At 45.5% G+C, this 19,502-nt stretch carries 13 protein-coding genes; 4 read left to right on the top strand and 9 right to left on the bottom strand.

Features of this window, described 5'->3' with window-relative positions:
• Window positions 1–7: 7 nt before the first annotated feature.
• The 4 genes from FN815_RS03060 (at window position 8) to FN815_RS03045 (ending at window position 8,474) form a co-directional block, all read left to right on the top strand.
• Window positions 8–1,774, top strand: coding sequence for a RagB/SusD family nutrient uptake outer membrane protein (locus FN815_RS03060; protein WP_221930225.1), 1,767 nt, complete (start codon window positions 8–10; stop codon window positions 1,772–1,774).
• Between the two features lie 102 nt (window positions 1,775–1,876).
• The gene (locus FN815_RS03055; protein ID WP_221930224.1) at window positions 1,877–3,478 is read left to right on the top strand and encodes a calcineurin-like phosphoesterase C-terminal domain-containing protein; all 1,602 of its coding nucleotides are present in this window, start codon (window positions 1,877–1,879) and stop codon (window positions 3,476–3,478) included.
• 682 nt (window positions 3,479–4,160) lie between these two features.
• A complete protein-coding gene (locus tag FN815_RS03050) occupies window positions 4,161–5,036 on the top strand; it encodes an MBL fold metallo-hydrolase (RefSeq protein ID WP_142453138.1) in 876 nt (291 codons plus the stop codon).
• Window positions 5,037–5,099: 63 nt separating this feature from the next.
• A complete protein-coding gene (locus tag FN815_RS03045) occupies window positions 5,100–8,474 on the top strand; it encodes a hypothetical protein (RefSeq protein ID WP_142453137.1) in 3,375 nt (1,124 codons plus the stop codon).
• 195 nt (window positions 8,475–8,669) lie between these two features.
• Here FN815_RS03045 and FN815_RS03040 read toward each other — a convergent pair whose 3' ends face one another.
• The 9 genes from FN815_RS03040 to FN815_RS03000 all read right to left on the bottom strand — a co-directional run bounded on the left by FN815_RS03040 (window position 8,670) and on the right by FN815_RS03000 (window position 19,483).
• Window positions 8,670–9,425 (bottom strand): HAD-IIB family hydrolase, encoded by a 756-nt coding sequence (locus tag FN815_RS03040; RefSeq protein WP_142453136.1) that lies wholly within the window; start codon window positions 9,423–9,425, stop codon window positions 8,670–8,672.
• A 59-nt stretch (window positions 9,426–9,484) separates the two neighbouring features.
• The gene (locus FN815_RS03035; RefSeq protein WP_142453135.1) at window positions 9,485–9,985 is read right to left on the bottom strand and encodes a cupin domain-containing protein; all 501 of its coding nucleotides are present in this window, start codon (window positions 9,983–9,985) and stop codon (window positions 9,485–9,487) included.
• Between the two features lie 22 nt (window positions 9,986–10,007).
• Window positions 10,008–11,027 carry a VWA domain-containing protein gene (locus tag FN815_RS03030; protein ID WP_142453134.1) on the bottom strand — a complete coding sequence of 340 codons (1,020 nt, stop codon included), beginning with the start codon at window positions 11,025–11,027 and terminating at the stop codon, window positions 10,008–10,010.
• Window positions 11,028–11,197: 170 nt separating this feature from the next.
• Window positions 11,198–12,412 (bottom strand): DegT/DnrJ/EryC1/StrS family aminotransferase, encoded by a 1,215-nt coding sequence (locus tag FN815_RS03025; RefSeq protein ID WP_142453133.1) that lies wholly within the window; start codon window positions 12,410–12,412, stop codon window positions 11,198–11,200.
• 79 nt (window positions 12,413–12,491) lie between these two features.
• A complete protein-coding gene (locus FN815_RS03020) occupies window positions 12,492–13,988 on the bottom strand; it encodes a PH domain-containing protein (RefSeq protein WP_142453132.1) in 1,497 nt (498 codons plus the stop codon).
• A complete protein-coding gene (locus FN815_RS03015; protein ID WP_142453131.1) occupies window positions 13,981–14,490 on the bottom strand; it encodes a PH domain-containing protein in 510 nt (169 codons plus the stop codon). Before FN815_RS03015 ends, FN815_RS03020 begins: the two co-directional genes overlap by 8 nt.
• Before the next feature lie 117 nt (window positions 14,491–14,607).
• Window positions 14,608–14,784, bottom strand: coding sequence for a histone H1 (locus FN815_RS03010; protein WP_142453130.1), 177 nt, complete (start codon window positions 14,782–14,784; stop codon window positions 14,608–14,610).
• Between the two features lie 139 nt (window positions 14,785–14,923).
• Window positions 14,924–16,213 (bottom strand): MFS transporter, encoded by a 1,290-nt coding sequence (locus tag FN815_RS03005; protein WP_142453129.1) that lies wholly within the window; start codon window positions 16,211–16,213, stop codon window positions 14,924–14,926.
• Window positions 16,214–16,570: 357 nt separating this feature from the next.
• Window positions 16,571–19,483, bottom strand: coding sequence for a T9SS type A sorting domain-containing protein (locus FN815_RS03000; RefSeq protein ID WP_142453128.1), 2,913 nt, complete (start codon window positions 19,481–19,483; stop codon window positions 16,571–16,573).
• Window positions 19,484–19,502 lie beyond the last annotated feature (19 nt).

The following is a 19,502-nucleotide window of genomic DNA, read 5'->3' as shown; positions in this document are numbered from 1 at the left end:
GAATTTTATGAACAATTTTAAAACACGTCATACCATGAACAGGATAAAACAACTATCACTATTCGCATTTCTTTTACTGATCAATGCAGGTTGCCAGGATATACTTAATCAGCCCCCCGATGATGCTATCACCTCCGATGAATTCTTTAATACGGGTAACGACCTGAGGGTCTATACCAATGATCTCTATGAGGTTCTGCCAACAAAATCAGTCTATATGCAAGATGCTGAGTCTGATAATATACTAGGTGTTAGCGCCTCTGCAAGAGTTGAAGGAACACGTATTGTTCCCACAAATAGTGGAAGTGGAGGATGGTCTTGGGGACATCTTCGCAAGATCAATTACTTCCTCGAAAATTACAGACGGGTAGATGATGGCTTTGCAAAAGCTAAGTATTCGGAAATAGCCCGGTTTTTCAGAGCCTACTTTTACTATGATAAAGTAAAACAGTTTGGTGATGTACCCTGGTATAGCGAAGTGATTGATGCAAGTGATGAAGCCCTTTTAAAGAAAGCACGCGACCCCAGAGCCCTGGTTATGGATTCTGTGCTTGCCGACATCAATTATGCGGTTGAAAATATACCTGCAGAAAAGAAATTAAACCAAATCACAAAATATACGGCCCTCATTTTGAAAGCACGTATCTGCTTATTTGAAGGTACTTTTAGAAAATATCATGAATTAGGTGACCATGAGCGCTTTTTAGAAGAAGCCGCATCAGCCGCCAGGGAATTAATAGACTCCGGAGCCTACACCTTGTACACAAATGGCGGACCGGATCAGGCCTACCTGGATCTTTTTGCGCGAAATAACCAGGACATGACAGAAACCATCCTCGCTGTAGATTATGAATTCGGTAAAAGAACACATGATTTGGCTTACCGCATGACCGCGCCCACCCAGGGTAGATGGGGGCTTTCAAAAGTATTGGTCAACAGCTACCTGATGGCAGACGGTACGCCCTTTACCGCTCAGCCCGGGTATGAAACCATGGAGTTTTACCAGGAGATGCAAAATCGTGATCCGCGATTAACCCAAACCACGGCGGGTCCTGAGTTTTCAACCTATGGCTCAGAAGACCGCGAACCGGTTGACTTAGATATTACCAGAACGGGCTATAGAGTGATTAAAGCATTGCCGGCCAAAGGTCCTGAGTGGGGTTCCGGTGGTTCCTTCAACGATGTCATTCTCTTCCGTTACGCAGAAGCATTATTGATTTATGCCGAAGCAAAAGCAGAATTAGGAACCCTTTCCCAGGGTGACCTGGATATTACTATCAATAAGCTGAGAGACCGGGTTGATATGCCACACTTAATTATGGCGGATGCCAACGCAAACCCCGATCCATACCAGGAATCTCTATATGAGAACCTTGAATCCGGTGCTAATACAGGAGTTTTGCTGGAAATTCGCCGAGAACGGCGGGTTGAACTGGTGAATGAAGGGTTGCGATGGGACGACCTGATGCGATGGAAGGAAGGAAACATTGTAGAAGATCCTATCAATGGAATCTACTTCTCAGGTTTAGGAGGGCATGATTTTAATAATGACGGCATGGACGATGTATACTTACACGATGGAGATGCCTCCGGTGCCCCGTCTGAAGTAACAGCTTTAATCAATATTAATGAGCGGCCGCTTACAAATGGCACATCTGGCAACCTGCAGTTATTTCCTGGAGGCACATTCGAAGAGCCTAAGGACTACTACTACCCCATTCCAAAAGAGGATTTAACGCTAAACGAAAATTTAGAACAAAACCCGGGGTGGTAATCAAGAATTTAAGTTTATGTCATGCTTTCAGTTTACAGAGCATGGCATGGCTTTTTTTTGTGAATCCTCCCCAACATTCTCAACTACAATAACATGAATGCAATGATGAAATATTTTTCAGCTTTAGTACTTATACTACTATTGCTTGCTTCAAATACAGCGCTGGCCCAAAAAACTGCTACTGGAATTCTTTACCACGACGAAAACCATAATGGCCGGTTAGATAGCTCCGAAGAACCACTACCAAAGGTAGCTGTTTCCAATGGAGAAGACGTGGTATTGACGGACCATCAAGGGCGCTATGAACTTCCTGTCAATGATGATACCATCATATTTGTCATCAAACCCGATGGCTATAAGACGCCTGTTGACAAATTAAACCGTCCTCAATTTTATTACATCCATAAACCAAACGGTTCGCCGGAGCTAGAGTACCAGGGAGTCTCTCCCTCCGGCCCCCTTCCCGGTTCCATCAACTTTGGGCTTTTCAAAGAAGAACAAAAAGACAACTTCGATATACTTGTATTTGGTGATCCGCAGCCCTACAACATGAAAGAAGTGGACTACTTTGACAGGGATATCGTTGACGAATTGGTAGATGAACAAGGCTACGAATTTGGCATCTCACTTGGCGACTTGGTTGGTGATGACTTGGACCTCTTCAAACCCTACTCAGAATCTGTGGCCCGTATAGGCCTGCCCTGGTTTAATGTGTATGGAAACCACGACATGAACTTTGATGTGGAACATGATTCGCTGGCCGATGAAACCTTTGAGGCTACCTTCGGTCCTGCTACCTATTCCTTCAACAAAGGCAAGGTTCATTTTATCATTATTGATGATGTGATTTATCCAAATCCAAATGGCGGCTCCGGTTATATCGGAGGACTGACTGACAAACAAATCACTTTTATCGAGAATGATCTTAAGCATGTCCCCCAGGATCATTTAATTGTGCTGGCTTTCCATATTCCTATTACTGTGCCGGGATATGCCTCTGATTCCAGAACAATCAACAGTTACTTTTTAGAAGAGAACCGAAACAGACTACTCGGTTTGCTATCAGAATATCCAAATACGCTTTCTCTCTCTGCTCATACTCACGTTCAACAACTACAGTTTGTGAGTGATGGGGGCTGGACAAGGGAAACGCCTCATTTACACTATAATGTAGGTACAACCGGTGGTGATTGGTGGTCGGGGGAACCCAACGAGAATAACATCCCTCCCACCCTCATGAGAGATGGCACTCCAAACGGATACTCCATCATTCAGTTTGAGGGTAATAAGTTTGTGCTTGATTATAAAGTAGCCGGGGAAGATCATTCCAAAAAAATGAGCATATGGGGACCTAAAGTACTACCGCAACGCGAGTGGTTTAATGCCGATTTATACGTGAACTATTTTATGGGCAACGATTCCACAAAAGTTGAATACCAAGTCAAAGGACAGGACAATTGGAGGCAGATGACCAAAATAGAACTCGGCGATCCCTACGTAACTTCATTACGCAATAAATGGGATCTGTCTGAAAGCCTGATTAAAGGAAAGCGACCGAATAACGCCGTTGCCTCCAGTCACTTGTGGAAAACCCGTATTCCTAAAAACTTACCCGAAGGCGAACAAACGCTTATCATCCGGGTATCAGATATGTTTGGCAGGGAATTTTTTGACGAATACAACTACCGTATTGTGAAGAGGTAAAAGAGCCGACAAGCTCTTTCCCTTCATCTATCAATAAGCTTCATCCCAAAACCCTGCTTTGCATTAGCCAAGCAGGGTTTTTTTGTTGAAGGTGCTGGATCCTAACCATCTCCCGTACATCGTCCGACGACTACAATTCGTCCGACTATTGAATACTGACAAGCCATTTTCACGCCCCTCCCAACTTCACGCCCCTTCCAATCGTCAGACCACTTCTGGCTTGGTTCAAGTGGAATTTACTTATAGGCTATCATGAGCATATTCAACCAGATTTACCTTTTCAGTGGTCGGACGAGTTTCTTTGGGCTTTCACTATTCCCCTCCCACGATCTTTTCAGTCTTTAGCACAGCGGAGACTGGAAAGTTAAAGCAGTGCAAGTCTCCTGACTTGCGTGAAGCCAAGGCAGCATAAGTCGGGAGACTTACTTCGCTTAAACTCTTAAGTCAACGCTCGGTAAACATCATCTTCCTTGGCTACATACTTTCCTCGCTCAAGACTTAAGAGATCAATACAGGTAGTGATGGAAATGATACAGTTATCCCATTTTAAAACTTACCATCTTGTAACGTTACTAAAAGTCCTTCAGCCCGCCTTAACGTTAAAATATTTCACGCCAGCCCGCTTAATTCTGTATCTTCTCCGCTGATTGTTATATTCATTATTCATTAAAAAATTGCAGTTATGAGCCTGAGCAAAACCACCATTGGACCTTTTGAATTATACACTATAGACGCCGGAGATTTCCGTTTAGATGGAGGTGCCATGTTTGGAGTGGTGCCTAAAACACTATGGGCTCGGCAGCTGCAGCCTGACGACAAAAACCGTATTCCCATGACGATGCGCTGCATGCTCATAAAGTCTACAAATACCGGAAAGTTGTATTTAGTAGATAATGGTTCCGGTACCAAGTTCAATGATAAGATGGAAGACATCTACCAGTTGGATTACCAGGACAAAAACCTGGAGAATTCTTTTGCCGAGCATGGATTTAGTTTTGATGACGTAACCGATATCATTTTTACCCATCTCCACTTTGATCATTGCGGAGGCAGCACGTATTTCGACGAAGAGGGCAACCTTCAGCTTAGCTTTCCCGATGCCAATTACCATGTGGTTGAAAGTCACTGGGAAAACGCCTTGAATCCAAATCAACGTGAAAAGGCCAGTTTTTTACCTGAAAACATCAACCCGCTTAAAGAATCCGGGAAGGTGAATGTGGTGGGCGAATATCACGAATATGAACCCGGTTTATCCGCAATTCCGGCCGATGGACATACCGTTGGCCAGCAACTGCCAAAAATTGAAGGCGATGACAAGACCCTGGTGTTTGCGGCAGACTTGCTTCCCACTCCTGTTCATGTGCCTCTGCCCTGGGTGATGGGTTACGATATGTGCGCCATACAAACGCTGAAGGAAAAAGAAACGTTTTTGAATCAGGCAGCAGAGGAAAACTGGTACCTGTATATGGAACATGATTTGAATACTGAAATCATCCGCGTAGAAAAAAACGACGGGCGATTTTCGGTATCAGACCACCTGACCCTGAATGACCTTTAGTTGCAATAAAAAACCTGTATGTAGGTTTTTTGAATAAGTAATTCCGTCCTTTAATCCCCGTACATGAGTACATCATCCCAAAACACATCGGCTAAAACAGTTCAAGAAAAACTGCGGTCTGCCTTTAAGCGATTACAGAGCCGCCACAAAGTCGCCGTGGTTCTGCGAGCTGTTTTTATTGTGATAGCGAGTCTTATTGCCATCACTCTTGCTGAAGAGCTGTTTTACCTTTCTGTGCCGCTCAAAACGGGTTTACTGGCGCTTCTGTCAGTAGCAGCAGTAGCTATCCTTTATAGGGGATTTAAAGAGCTGCCGGAGGAAGATTTTACTTCATTCTACCGAAAGTTTAGCCGGGCCAGTGACTTGCCGGAGTTAAAAGATACACTGGATCTCGAAAAATCAGCTAAAGGAAACCGGGCTCTTATCGATGCGGCCATTCTTCAAAATCTTAGTCGTATCAAACCTGATAAACTATCTAAAAGCCTTAATGAGTATGTTCAGGAATCTGAGGCCAGCTCATCTTATAAAAAGTTCGCCACACTGGGCATTGCTTCTATTTTTGTATTGGCCTTAACGGCTTTCAATTTTAGTGACGCCCTTTTACGCACCACCACTTTTTGGCAAGCCTATCAAAAACCTAATCCGTATAATTTTGCAGTATATCCCGGAAACGTTACGCTGGAGCAAGGCAGTAACTTTGAAGCACGGATCGATTTCCAGGGAGGTAGTACACCAGAAGATGTAACGCTACAGTTTAAGACGTCCGTTGAGAAAGATTTCCGTAGCCGTGCCATGGAAAAAGCTGGCAACTCTTTCACCTCCTTACCCATGGAGTTGAATAACGATATGGAATACTTTGTGCTGATGGACGGCTATAGAAGTGATTTGTATTCAGCGGATGTTCAACTGCGCCCCCGCTTTAGTGCGCTCAGCGTTACGCAATTTCCTCCGACCTACACACAACTGGATTCCACTACCCGGCACTATCCCTTTTCCGAACTGAGGGCCTACCAGGGAACCAATATCACCCTGAAAGGAACCCTTAATAAAACAGTAGCCGAAGCCCGCTTGCTTTCTGCTGACACCAGCATAGTGTTGGATGTGCAGGATGATCTTTCTTTCACCCACTCAATGCAGGTTACTGAAGCAGATACTTTACGTTTTTACATTGAAGACCAAAATGAATTATCCAACAAAAACCCTTTTCAAATTACCGTAGTACCGCTTAAGGATGAATATCCGCTGGTGAGTATTGAAGAGCCTGAAGATGATATACAGGAAGTCAATCCACAGGCTATCAACCTATTGTACCAGGCCTCGGATGATTTTGGGCTTACAGCTGCAAGCTTAAATTATGAACTCACCCGGGCATATGTTGAGGAACCAATTACCGGATCGGTATCAGTTGAGGTGCCCGGCAACGGAGGCTTAGGTTCCTACAGCTGGAACCTGGAAGACTTTGGCTTACGCCCGCAAGATGAACTTACTTTTTGGGTCACCGTTACTGACAACGATGGGTACCAGGGCTATAAATCCTCACGGTCTGAATCACTAACTCTGACTGTGCCATCACTGGTAGATTATTTTGATGAGGTGGACGAAAAAGAGTCCGAAGTTGAAAAAGATCTTGACGATCTCTCCGAGTCTTTCAAACAAACTCAGGATCAATACGAGCAGTTTAAAGAGAAAATGCGGGATAATCCCGAGCAAACCGGGTATGAAGAAAAGCAGCAGCTGGAGCAAGTGCGCCGACAACAAGAGGAAGTACAGAAAAGGGTTGATGAGCTGAATAAGAAATTCGAGGAGCTAAAAAACGAGCTAAGCCGCGACAATATGCTTTCGGAAGATACGCAGAAGGCCTACGAAGAGCTCCAAAAACTGATGAAGGAAATTGATGATCCTGCCTTGATGGAAGCTTTGCAGAAAATGCAGGAAGAACTGGGACAGATGAATCCCGATCAAATGCGGGAAGCGATGGAGAATCTTGAGTTTAATGAGGAACTGTATCGAGAACGGCTGGAACGTACTCTTGAGTTGTTTAAACAACTTAAGCTTAACTCCGATCTTGACAAACTGGCGCGCTCTTTTGAAGACATGGCCCGTAAAGCTGCCGAGCAGGCCCAAAAAGCTGACTCTTCCTCTGCTTCGGCCCAAGAGATGGAACAATCCCTGAAAGAAAATGAGAAACTGAAGCAACAGGTAGATTCACTATCTCAAAATACATCCCCAAAAAATGAAAACCAGGTAAGTGAATACCAGGAAGAGACCCGCAAAGAGCTGGATGAACTCATGAAAGAGATGAAGAAAAAGCTCGATGGCCAGAAGAATGGGCAACAACAGCAACAGTCCCAATCAAGCGAAAAACAAAAAGATGGCGGGCAACAAGAAAGTAGTCCGCAGGAAAGATATGAGCAGCTGGCAACGAAAACCCAAAAGCTTATGGAGGGCATGAGCCAGCAGCAAATGAACATCAACATAGCGGGCCTGCAGTACGTGTTGTATTCACTGCTAAATCTTTCCCTGGAACAGGAAGAACTGAACGCCCTGGCTTCATCCGCAGAAAACAGAAGCCAGGCTTTTGTGACCTACGCCCGCGATCAGCGCAATATCGAAGAAATCTTCAATTCGGTTTCCGATTCCCTTTTTAGTCTTTCTAAAGACATCCCTCAGCTTTCAAATCAAATCAACAAACGAACGCTGGAGATTGAGAAAAGCCTTGATAAAAGCCTCAACCAGATGTCGGAGCGTAACCGTAACCAGGCTTCCGTGGCTTCACGTCAGTCTTTGGGTGGTATCAACGAGTTGTCTTTTATGATTATGAACCTGCTGGAGCAACTACAACAAGGTGGAAGTGGCGGTGGTAGCGGAATGAGTGCCCAGCAAATGATGCAGCAGATGCAGCAAACCGGTGAAAGCCAGCAGCAGTTAAATCAACGCATGCAGGAGATGATCAATGATATGCAAGGGGATCGGTTGACACAGAACCAGATGGAGCGCCTGAATCAAATTGCAAAGGAACAGAACCGAATTCGCAAACAGCTGGAAGAGATGCAGCGCAGCGGTGAACTGGATGGAAATCGTATCGGCAGCGAATTGCAGCGCATGATTGAAGATATGGAAGATACCATCAACGATTTACGCGGTGGCTCAACCGATCCGATGATGATTAAACGCCAGCAAAATATCCTTTCACGCATGCTGGAAGCCGAAAAGGCCATGCAGGAACAAGACGAAGAAAACAAAAGAGAAGGAAATGCGCCGGAAGAGTTTGCCCGCCAACAATCCCCTGAAATGACCCTGGAAGAATTGGAAAAAGAAATCAGAAACCGCCTGAATGATCCCAACTTCACCAAGTATTCTCCGGATTACCAGCGGCTGATTGAAAACTACTTTGAGCTGCTGAAAGAACTGCAGGAACAGAATCGCGAGATTCAGTAAAAAAGCTGCTAAACGGGCTGATGCTTTTGAAGCCATTGGCCAACTCTGGAAGGGTTTAAAACCCTTCCAAGGTTTTTTATATCAAGCTCGGAGCCCTTCCCAAACCTCCAAGGTTTGTACCGATAAAGCCGGCCTCAGGCAAATTCTCGGAAACCTTGGAGGTTTTTGGGACAAGAATAATACTCACTAAAAAACCTACCCACCCAGCAGCTCCTTCTTATTCATCTCGATGAGCTGGTGGTAAGCTTCCAGCACGCCTTCGGTGGTTTCAACGGTTACGTGATCCACTGCCTCTTTCACAAAGTCTTTGGCGTTGGCCGGGGCAAACGATCTTCCCACAATTTCTAAGCCCGGGATATCACCGCTGCTATCTCCAATGTAGGCTACTTCATCAAGCTCAAGGCCCAACTTTTCACATAACAGCCGGATACCCTGTCCCTTGTTGGCTTCCTTCAGGATGATATTCACCGAGATATCCGTGTCGTGCACTTCAAACATCGGGTAGTTATCCGTTACGTGGTTCAGCACTTCTTCGTGCATGCGTTTCACTTTTGCAGGATCGGGGTTGACCAGTCCGGCATCGGTGTATTTCGTGAACTCGGGATAGGTTCCCTTGTAATTTTTGATCAAAACCCTAAGCCACTCTTTAATTTCCTCTACGGCTTTCTTGGCTTCATCGTCAAATTTTGGGTTCCAGGATATCTCGTTAGTCTTGATATCATACATCCCTCCCCCGCTTTCAAATACCATAAGGGTTTCTACATTGAGCCATTGTCCTACCGCTTCTACATAAGGAAAGGGACGTCCGGAACAGATCGTAAGTGCGGGAATTTCTTCCTCCGTCTTACTACGTTCACTTAATGACTTGATTTCTGAAATAGCTTTCCAATCGGGACTGATAAAAGGCATAGAAATGCATCCGTCCAGATCTGTGATGAATAGTTTAATCATGAAAAAAGGTATAAATAATGATGATGAATGAGCTTTACTCAGCCTGTTAAAAAACGGGGCTATCTTCCAAAATCGTCCTGCAGACGCACGATATCTTCTTCGTCTGAAGGATTGTCGGAATCCACGTGCTGCCAGATTTCGGCAATAATACCCCAGTTGTCTAACCCAACCAAACGGTGACGTTCGCCTTGTTCGAGGGTGATGAGATCGCCTGCTTCGTAAGTCTGCACCTCTCCCTGTTCGTCTGTATGGCTGCGGATAACTCCAACTGGTCCTTCTACAACCTGCCACATTTCGGCACGGCGGTGATGGTATTGCCAGGAAAGACGCTTATTGGGCTGAACCAATAAAATCTTAGGACTCAGTTTACCGGAAATGTTTACATCACCCATGGAAACGTCATCAAAATAGTGGCCGATAAATTCAGCCGCTTGGCTTTCATCAATTACAAAAAAACCGCCCCAGGGCCGTTCTGAATCTTTATCTACAACTGTAAATCCTTGTTCTTTGAGCTTTTCCCGTGTGTTTGCAAATAGTTCAGTCTTGATATCTGTACTCATTCTTAGATTATCCCGTTATCTGTTATTTTTGATGTTTGTAGGATGGAATTAACACCGAAGCCACAATAAAAAACAGTGCCAGGGCGCCCATCCATTGATATTGGTTTTTATAATCAGCGTATTCCTGGCTCGAAAATTCTCCTTTTTCCAGTTCATCGATTCGGGCCAAAAAGGCATCAATTCCGTCATTGCCGCGCTCAATAGAATAATAGTCTCCGTTGCCCAAATTGGCGATTCTGCGCAGCGTCTCACTTTGCAGGCTTGTGGTTACCACTTGTCCGCTTCCATCCCTTTTATAGCCTACCAACTGGTTGGTGCCTTCTTCATAAATGGGAATGGTGGTGCCATCTTCCGTTCCTACGCCGAGCGTATACACCGAGATATTTTGGCTGGTCAATTCTTCCAGTGTTTCCTTGTACTGTTGACCGTGATCTTCCCCGTCAGAAACGATGAGTAATACACGAGAGGCATTACTGTCATCATCTTCCAGGGCTTCAAAAGCTTCCATGGAAGTTGCCATAGCCGCTTGAAAATCGGTGGCGGAACTCGGCATCTGGTTCGTATCTGCAATCTCCAGGAACAGTCTTAGGGCAGAATAATCAAGGGTCATGGGACTTTGCAGATACGCCTCACCGGTAAACACAACCAAGCCCACGCGATCTCCTCTCAATCGCTCGATCAGGCGGTTAATTTCAAACTTAGCCTTTTCCAGCCGGCTGGGACGTACGTCCTCGGCATTCATACTGGCGGAAAGATCCAAGGCTATCAGCATATCAACCCCTTGCCGTTTTATTTCTCGCACTTCCGTACCAATTTTAGGGCCCGCCAGTGAAATAATCAGGAAAAATAATCCCGCAAAAAGTGATATCTGTTTAAATCGATTGGCTAATGGCCAAAAACCCCGTCTCAAGGAAGCAAACAACTCTTCACCAAAATACTGTGCTCTTTGGGTGCGCATCTGTCGCCCGCGCCACCAAAGTGCTCCTATTACAGCTGGCAACAGCAGTAGTAACCACAAATATGAGGTGTTTTCCCAGATCATAATACCTTAGTTCTTTTTTGTTGAACGGTTTAAGATAGAGCTTTCATAACCTTTGTTTCAGTAATAAATTTTAAAGTATTCATCCTGATGTAAAGTCAGTGTTACCAAAAGCTTGATATGCCATCTAAATTATACACATATTCGCATATCTGCATTAACATGTTTTCCCATTAGCTCTTAACAGCCTTAGAAACCACTTCTACAACTCTTTCTATTTCAGATTGGGTGAGCTCAGGAAAAATCGGCAGGGAAACTACTTCTTTAGCAGCAACATTTGCCACGGGACAATCTCCGGGCTTATAACCTAAATCAGCAAAACATTCCTGCTCATGTAAAGGCACAGGGTAATAAACCGAGTGCCCTATCTCATGTTCTTTCAAAGCATCATGTACTTTATCTCTCTGTCCGGTACGGATGGTGTACTGGTGATAAATATGGCGTCCACCCTCCGACTCGCTTCCGGTTGTTTCTACCGGGGTGATAATCTTATCGGCCTCCTCCAGGCTTCCATGTTCACCCAGCGTACTTACATCTGCAGTAACACCGGCTTCTTCAAACATGCGGTTATAGGTATGGGCAATCTCCCGTCGGCGTTGCGACCAGTCATCCAGGTACTTCAATTTTACTAATAACACCGCTGCCTGTATGGTATCAAGCCTGCTATTGATGCCAACCATACTGTGATGATACTTGGGCTTAGCACCATGAAGACGCAGAATGTCTGCTTTCTCCGCATGCGCTTTATCTTTCACGGTAATCAGACCGGCATCCCCGAATGCACCCAGGTTTTTACTGGGAAAGAAGCTAAAACAGCCAAAGTCGCCCACACTGCCTGCTTTCTGGTTATTATAAGCCGCTCCTATAGCTTGTGCGGCATCTTCTATAACCATAAGACCGTGTGCCTTTGCTAATTCCTGCAAAGGCTTCATATCGACCATCTGGCCGTATAAGTGCACCGGAATCACAGCTTTAATCTGTTCGGGCTCGGGATTGAGTTTGGCATACAGCGGATGTTCTCCTTCTAAAAACTGCTGCACCTGTTTAGGATCCAAATTGTAGGAATCTTTTTCAATGTCCAGAAAAACAGGAATAGCGCCTAATCGAGAAATAGCCCCTGCCGTGGCAAAAAAAGTGAAAGGTGAGGTCAGTACATAATCGCCGGGTTGAATATCCATGGCCATCAAAGCCAGCAGCAGAGCGTCAGAGCCAGAAGCACATCCGTAGGCATGGTTTACTTCGCAATAGCGGCCAACGGCCTGCTCAAACTCCTTAACCTGATCTCCCATGATGAAATACTGGCTCTCCAACACCTCATCTATGGCTTGCTGTACCTCGTCTTTGATAGATTCATATTGCCGGTTTAAATCAAGTAAAGGGATAGACATAGTGCGTCCGCGTAGTTAATGTAATTTTGATGATGATATCTTGCAATCAGGTACTAAATATACAGCTTTTGCAGAGGATTTAATCCTGTTGAGGAACTCCTTCTTCAATTTCTGTATCTGCAGATGTCAATGTGGCTTTGCCTTCCATCAGCCATTGTAAAACCTGGTGGGCCTGCCCCGAGTCCAGATCTTCAATTTCAAAGCCCATGCCGCCAGCCCCTGATGCTACGGTGACCTTCAGGGTGTTCAGCTGTTTATTTTTCTGAAAGGGATTCTCGCTTAATTCCACATTTTGTACCCGGCGACGTTTTACCACAGCCGTAGTACGCGAGATAGTACGGTACCGCAAATGGATCAGTTCTTCAGAAACACCATAGGCAGCATCACGATAGCGCAGCCAGCCTAACCAGGAAAGTATTGGAACCGCCAGAATAGACAGCCAGCCATAATCCAACAGCCACCAAAGCAGAGGCACGATTACCAGCATGGCATAGTTTATGCGACGTATATATCGCCACTTTGCACGCTTTGGAGGAGTGACATTCAACTCCGGCATAGAATAATCATCCAAAAAATCTCCTAAAAACTCTGTTATTCGGCTGGCAGCCAGATAGGGCACCAACACAATGGAACGCCCCTTATCTGATTGATTAAAACCCGCACTCTCCACATATAACATGCCATAACCCAACGGTTGACGAATAACACCTTCCACATATCGAACAGCCTGAATTCGGTTAAACGGAACCGTGATGTGCTTGCGCTCCAGCAAACCGCTGGTTATGATCAATTCTTTTTTTGTCTTCTGGAGCCTGAAATCAGAATACTTAAAAATCACCCCAAGAAATGAAAGCAGCCAGGAAATAACGATAATAGCTACCACCAACCCTACGATTACGGTCACATTACTGTAGCCCGGGGCCATATCATATACATACCTTACCGTTTCCTCATTTATGAATTCGTCAAGCTGACCGGAAACAGCACCCAATATTGATGCGATTACCCCAAAATTACTGGAAGTGAAAGCTGCAAAAACCAGATCCCGGGTGGATAATTTCCAGCTATCAAGAACCTCAACTTCCTCCTCCTGATTCTGGGCTACAGCTTCAGACTCTTCCTGTAGCTCTTGCTCTTTACCGTTTTTCCTTTTCCGCAGCTCTGTACGTAAAGCCTCGGCTTCCTCACGGGTAATCGCACTGATGGTGGCTGTTTCGGTACCACCACCGGCAGTTTTCACCTCCACCTTTACCAGCCCAAACATTCGCTGTAAAATGCCTTCCGTTATATCAATGACCTGAATACGATCTTTGGAGAGATAGAGCTGGTTCTTTACAAAAATTCCTTTTTTTATCTGCAGCTCCTCCTCATACACCCGGTATTTGAAAACCCACCAGCCAAACACCCCGCCGATGAGGGCAATGGCCAAACCACCCAACAGAAAGTAGATGAAGTATCCCTGCGTGCGTGAAGTCCCGATGAACAACAAGATGATAATGGTTATCAGGTTCTCCCGAATAAGAGACAGCACACGGGAAACGGCTGCAATAGGATGTTGACGCTTAAACTCAGACATCCTCTTTAACTTTTCTAACCAGGGTTGAAATTTTATCTCTCAGGTCATCTGCCGTTTGGTCATCCAGCGCAGGGATCTCATGTGTGGTGGCAGCGGTGGATATAGTGACCGAAGAAAGCCCGAATTTGCGATACACCGGCCCCTGCCTTGTGTCCACGTGCTGTACGCGGTTAATAGGTACCAGTGTTCTTTTCTTGATGATGATTCCTCTCAGCATATCAACCTCTTTCTCGCTCACGTCGTACTTCCAGCGTTTCCAGCGCAACTTGGGAAATACTAAGGCTGTCAGTACATAGAGCGTCAAAGCGACAACCGTAAGTGATCCCATCAGCAACCAGCTAATTTGACTGTACCATGCTGCTGAGCTATCTATAGTTTCTCCTACAGCTATAGCCACATACAAAGCAGGTGGTATAAACCAAAGTAATCCATATAAACAGGCGTTTACCGTCCAGGCTTTGACGGCATTTTCATTAATTCTTGTACCAGGCTCTTGGTTCATTGCAAATAGGTTAATGCAGATGTGATTAGGGAGTATAAGAAGAAAATGGAAACACCAACTAATAAAAAAAGCCACACAATGGTGGCTTTTTAGTAGATCTTCAATGTAATGAAGAAATTACATAGCGTTTTTCTTAGCCTGAATTTCCTGACGGATTTCGTGGGCTAGGTTTTTCAGGTTCATCAAATGCTTACGGGCACGAGTTCCTGCAGCTTTATTTCCTTTTTCATAAAACTTATTCATGTCAACTTGTAATTCTTCAATTACATTATTGATATCGTCCATTCTACTCATATGTAGTACTCCTTTAGAATTTAGTTACGGTTAAGGGCATTCATTAAAAAAACACCCGCTGTTAGTTGGTACTGCAATTAACAGTAATAAAATCTGCGTTAATTTAACAAATACGCGAATAAATATATTTCTTTCTTAGTCAGTTATTTATAGGCACTTTTTCACGCTCTGTTCCCTGTACATCTTGTACAAAAAACATCAATCCAAGCCCTATTAAAAGCAGCAATAATATGGCACTCATTCCCCAGCGCTGACTATCCGCTAAAAGGGTTATCCATCCTACCAATAATGGACCTGCAAAAGTGGTTAGTTTACCCGATAAAGCAAACAGCCCATACATTTGATTTCGTTTATCTTGCGGGGCGATTCTACCCATAAAAGTACGGCTCGATGCCTGCACCGGTCCTACAAATATTCCAAGGGCAACTCCCCAAATCCAAAACCAGGTTACTGACTCCGTCAGAAGCACGGCAAACACGGGCACAGTCAGACCAGCCAAAGCCCACAAAATTGTACGCTTACTACCTGCGATATCGTCCATCCACGAGAATACAAGTGCACCCAGCCCTGCCGTGATGTTGAGAGCGATTCCAAAGATGAAAATATCTCCGGTATCAAAACCAAACGAACCGGCTGCATACACGCCCCCCATAGCAAAAATAGTAGCCAGCCCATCATTGTAAAACAAACGGGCTACTAAGAATTTACCAATATTGGGTTCTTCCTTGAGTAATTTTAGCCCATTTTTAAGCTCCTTCATTCCGTCTTTGATGGCTACTTTGGCCGACTTATTCCTGGAGGGTGTATCGGGTGTTTTTAAAAATAAAGGCAGACTAAAGACCGCATACCAAAGCCCCGTAAACACAAAGGTAATACGTACATTCTGCAGTGATTCTTCGCTTAGCCCCAGCAGTGGCTCTCCATATTGAACGAAGCCAAAATAACCTACAATCAGACAAACCAGGCCTCCGGCATAGCCCATGCCCCAACCCCAGCCCGACCATTTTCCAATGTTCTTACTGGTGGTTAAATCTGGCAACATCGCATTGTAAAAAATGAACGACAACTCGGCCCCTACTGTAGCCAAAAATGCCATAGCCAAGGCGAACCATATGTATTCGGGAGAAGGCTCTGCAAACCACAGCATACTGCAGGCAAACACGCATAGCACGGTAAAAAACATAATCCATGGCTTACGACGGCCACCTTCATCTGCAATGGCTCCTAAAAAGGGAGCTGAAAAAGCGACTACAAAAGCAGCAAGTCCAATCATATTACCCCACAGGGCTGTGCCTGAAATTTCATTTTCTGCAATGGATTGCGAAAAGTAAGTAGCAAACACGAAAGTTTGGATCATCACAAAATACGCACTGTTGGCCCAGTCGTACATGGCCCATGCAAACAGGCCTTTTGATGGTTTTTTTGTCATAGCATCCTTAATTGAATTGGTAGTCGAATATCGCTGATGGTGCGATGAATGCAAAATTAGAATCGGGGAGTGGTTATTGGTGAATGGTGTTATGGTTATTGGGCTTTCTGCATATACTCACCTCATTCCGTTCCAATCCCGACAGGTTTGTACGGGACAGGCGCAGAGCGTGTGGTACGAGCAACCACACCCATGTGAATGACCAAATCCTTAAATCTCTAATCAAAATCAGTGCAATCTGCGCAATCCTTACAGATCTGTGATCAAAAAAAAGAGAGCCCCAATTCCTCGGGGCTCTCCTTGATCAGCACACCTCACAGTGATGTGAGACGTTTCTTGAGTAGTGAAAAAAGCTACTTACTTAATAAGCGTCATTTTCTTTGTCAGTGTTACATCGGCACTTACCAGACGGTAAATGTAGATACCACTTGATAGTGAAGATGCATCGAAGTTCAGGCTATTCATGCCGGCTGAGAACGTTTGACGTTCAGCCAGGGTAGCCACTTCGCGACCCAGCAGATCATACACTTTCAGGCTAACCTGCTGCGTTTTCGGCAGGCTGAAGCTGATTTGTGTAGTTGGGTTGAATGGGTTTGGATAGTTTTGATTCAGCTTGATGGAAGTTGGAAGGCTGCTTTCTTTTTCTTCAACATCCGTAACCAGACCGTCACCCAGGAATCCGTATTCATCAAGAGCCGTCCAGCCTGCTAGCCAGTTTGAGCCGTCAAAAGCACCTGCGTAATTCACGCTGTGGAACCAGCTATCGCCTGTGCTTTGCGCTACACCGTACACGGCACTGTTCGGATTAGGACGAGGGTCCAGTCCGCCATCATTGGTGCGGGATACGCCACGTAAACCCGGATCGGTAATTGTGTTGTTATTCGCACTCAACATATCGGCTGTATAGTCAGCATTCGCAATGTCAGCGATGGTATTTCCGGTACCGAATTCAAAGAAGATGCTATTGCTGATGTTCAGAGAATCAGCTTCCAATCGGGCACGAGAATCGAATGCATCCGTACCATCTACGTCTTCAACGTTCACCGCTTCACCGGGGTGATCCATAAACAAGGAGTTAGTATACCATGCACCGGTGTTGTCACGGAACTGTAGCATCTGGCCAGGGTCTCCGGATGGAGTAGCTGATACGCCAGGACCAATATAAGTAGCATTAGAGATCACAGGATAAGCAAAGGGTGTTCCTGTTTCGTCGCCACCGGCACCGTCCATCTCAGCCGAACGTCCGGCTTGGTCGCTGTCCTGGATTACAAACCAGAATTGTCCTTTACCACGGAAACCCTGATCCCAGTCAAAGGCATCATCGTTATTGAAAGCAGATACGAGGTAACGGGTATTTACCGTACCGCCGAACCACTCATAACCATCATCGCCAGAAGCAAAAGACTCGATGTATTCGATCGTAGTACCAGCACCTACTCCACCAAGGGTCAGTCCCTGAATTTCATTACCGGAACTGGAACCAATATTAATACCTGTGTGACGGATAGATACATAACGGAGTACCCCGGAATCATCCATGTCGTCATTGCCGCCGTAACCTACCAGTGCAGGATCGTCAGTGATTTCATTTACGCCTTCGATGGTTGCCTCTACGGTATTGTTGGTTGAAGCACGTCCAAGCAGGATCACTCCACCCCATTCGCCAACATCATCTTTAGTCAAACCTTCGTCGTTTTCAGCAGTAAAGATAATAGGGTTGCTTGGAGAACCTTCAGCAAAAAGACGAGATCCCCGTGTAACAACCAGTCCGGTAGCGTCCAGATCTTGGCCTTCGCCACCCCGCACAGTGGTACCTGCTTCGATGTATAAATCAGCGCCTTCTGTTACGAAGATCATACCATCCAGCAAGTATTCGTTGTCGGCAGTCCAGTAAGTATCTTCGGTGATGTTTTCAGAAACCGTCACCATACCTGGTGCATCTGCAGCAGAGAGGTATCCGTATTCTTCGAGAGCGGTCCATCCGGCTGCCCAGTTCTTGCCACCAAAAGCACCTTTGTAGGAAACCTGGCTAAAGAATGGGTCATTTGGAATTTGAGCACCGCTCAGCACTGCACTGTTACCCGGACGAGGATCCAAGCCGCCATCGTCAGTACGGCTTACACCGTTGATCTCAGGATCGGTAATTTCATTATTGTTGGCACTCAGCATGCCGGCTGTGTAGTCAGCATTGGCAATATCAGCAATAGTACTACCTGTTCCGAAGGCAAAGAAAACACTATTGCTGATGTTCAGCGAATCAGCTTCCAGACGGGCACGGGAATCGAATGCATCCGTACCATCTACATCTTCAACATTTACCGCTTCGCCGGGGTGATCTGTGAAGATAGAATTGGTGTACAGGGCTCCGGTGTTATCACGGAACTGCAGCATCTGCCCAGGGTCTCCGGACGGAGTAGATGTTACGCCAGGACCAATGTAAGTAGCGTTGGAAATCACTGGATAAGCAAAGGGAGTCCCAGTCTCGTCTCCACCGGCTCCATCCATCTCAGCCGAGCGTCCAGCCTGGTCTTCATCCTGGATTACGAACCAGAATTGGCCTTTTCCACGGAATCCCTGATCCCAGTCAAACGCATCATCGTTATTGAAAGCAGAAATCAAGTACTTGGTATTTACTGTACCACCAAACCATTCGTAGCCATCATCGCCAGAAGCGAAAGATTCTACATATTCAATGGTTGTTCCTGCACCAACGCCACCAAGGGTCAGGCCCTGAATTTCGTTACCAGAGCTGGATCCGATATTAATACCCGTGTGACGGATAGATACGTATCGTAACACTCCTGAGTCGTCCATATCATTATCACCACCGTATCCTACCAATGCAGGATCGTCGGTAATCTCGTTTACACCTTCGATGGTAGCTTCAACCGTGTTGTTAGTAGAAGCCCGACCCAGCAGGATTACACCACCCCACTCACCAACATCGTCTTTGGTGAGACCTTCATCGTCCTCAGCGGTGAAGATGATGGGATTGTCAGCTGTTCCTTCTGCAAAAATTCGGGAACCGCGGGTAATAACCAGTCCGGATGCATCTAAGTCCTGACCTTGAGCACCGCGAACGGTGGTTCCAGCTTCGATATACAGATCGGCTTCGTTAGTAACGAAAATCATGCCATCCAGCAGATATTCATTATCGGCGGTCCACTCTGTATCAGTGGTGATATTTGAACTCACAGTCACTGTTGTTTGTGCCATCGCAAGGACGGGCACCAACAAAAGTGCTGCAATAAGTAGCGTTGCTTTCTTCATAAGTGCGTGTTTGTTTTTG

Origin of the sequence: Gracilimonas mengyeensis (genome assembly GCF_900182705.1) — a bacterium.
GTDB lineage: Bacteria > Bacteroidota > Rhodothermia > Balneolales > Balneolaceae > Gracilimonas > Gracilimonas mengyeensis.
Note: the sequence above shows the minus strand (reverse complement) of the source record. Positions and strands in the feature narration are given on the sequence as shown.

Bases quoted from the DNA above. Each gene is read 5' to 3' on its own strand.
- FN815_RS03060 (WP_221930225.1), top strand. From the start codon at position 8: ATGAACAATTTTAAAACACGTCATACCATGAACAGGATAAAACAACTA.
- FN815_RS03055 (WP_221930224.1), top strand. From the start codon at position 1,877: ATGATGAAATATTTTTCAGCTTTAGTACTTATACTACTATTGCTTGCT.
- FN815_RS03050 (WP_142453138.1), top strand. From the start codon at position 4,161: ATGAGCCTGAGCAAAACCACCATTGGACCTTTTGAATTATACACTATA.
- FN815_RS03045 (WP_142453137.1), top strand. From the start codon at position 5,100: ATGAGTACATCATCCCAAAACACATCGGCTAAAACAGTTCAAGAAAAA.
- FN815_RS03040 (WP_142453136.1), bottom strand. From the start codon at position 9,425: ATGATTAAACTATTCATCACAGATCTGGACGGATGCATTTCTATGCCT.
- FN815_RS03035 (WP_142453135.1), bottom strand. From the start codon at position 9,985: ATGAGTACAGATATCAAGACTGAACTATTTGCAAACACACGGGAAAAG.
- FN815_RS03030 (WP_142453134.1), bottom strand. From the start codon at position 11,027: ATGATCTGGGAAAACACCTCATATTTGTGGTTACTACTGCTGTTGCCA.
- FN815_RS03025 (WP_142453133.1), bottom strand. From the start codon at position 12,412: ATGTCTATCCCTTTACTTGATTTAAACCGGCAATATGAATCTATCAAA.
- FN815_RS03020 (WP_142453132.1), bottom strand. From the start codon at position 13,988: ATGTCTGAGTTTAAGCGTCAACATCCTATTGCAGCCGTTTCCCGTGTG.
- FN815_RS03015 (WP_142453131.1), bottom strand. From the start codon at position 14,490: ATGAACCAAGAGCCTGGTACAAGAATTAATGAAAATGCCGTCAAAGCC.
- FN815_RS03010 (WP_142453130.1), bottom strand. From the start codon at position 14,784: ATGAGTAGAATGGACGATATCAATAATGTAATTGAAGAATTACAAGTT.
- FN815_RS03005 (WP_142453129.1), bottom strand. From the start codon at position 16,213: ATGACAAAAAAACCATCAAAAGGCCTGTTTGCATGGGCCATGTACGAC.
- FN815_RS03000 (WP_142453128.1), bottom strand. From the start codon at position 19,483: ATGAAGAAAGCAACGCTACTTATTGCAGCACTTTTGTTGGTGCCCGTC.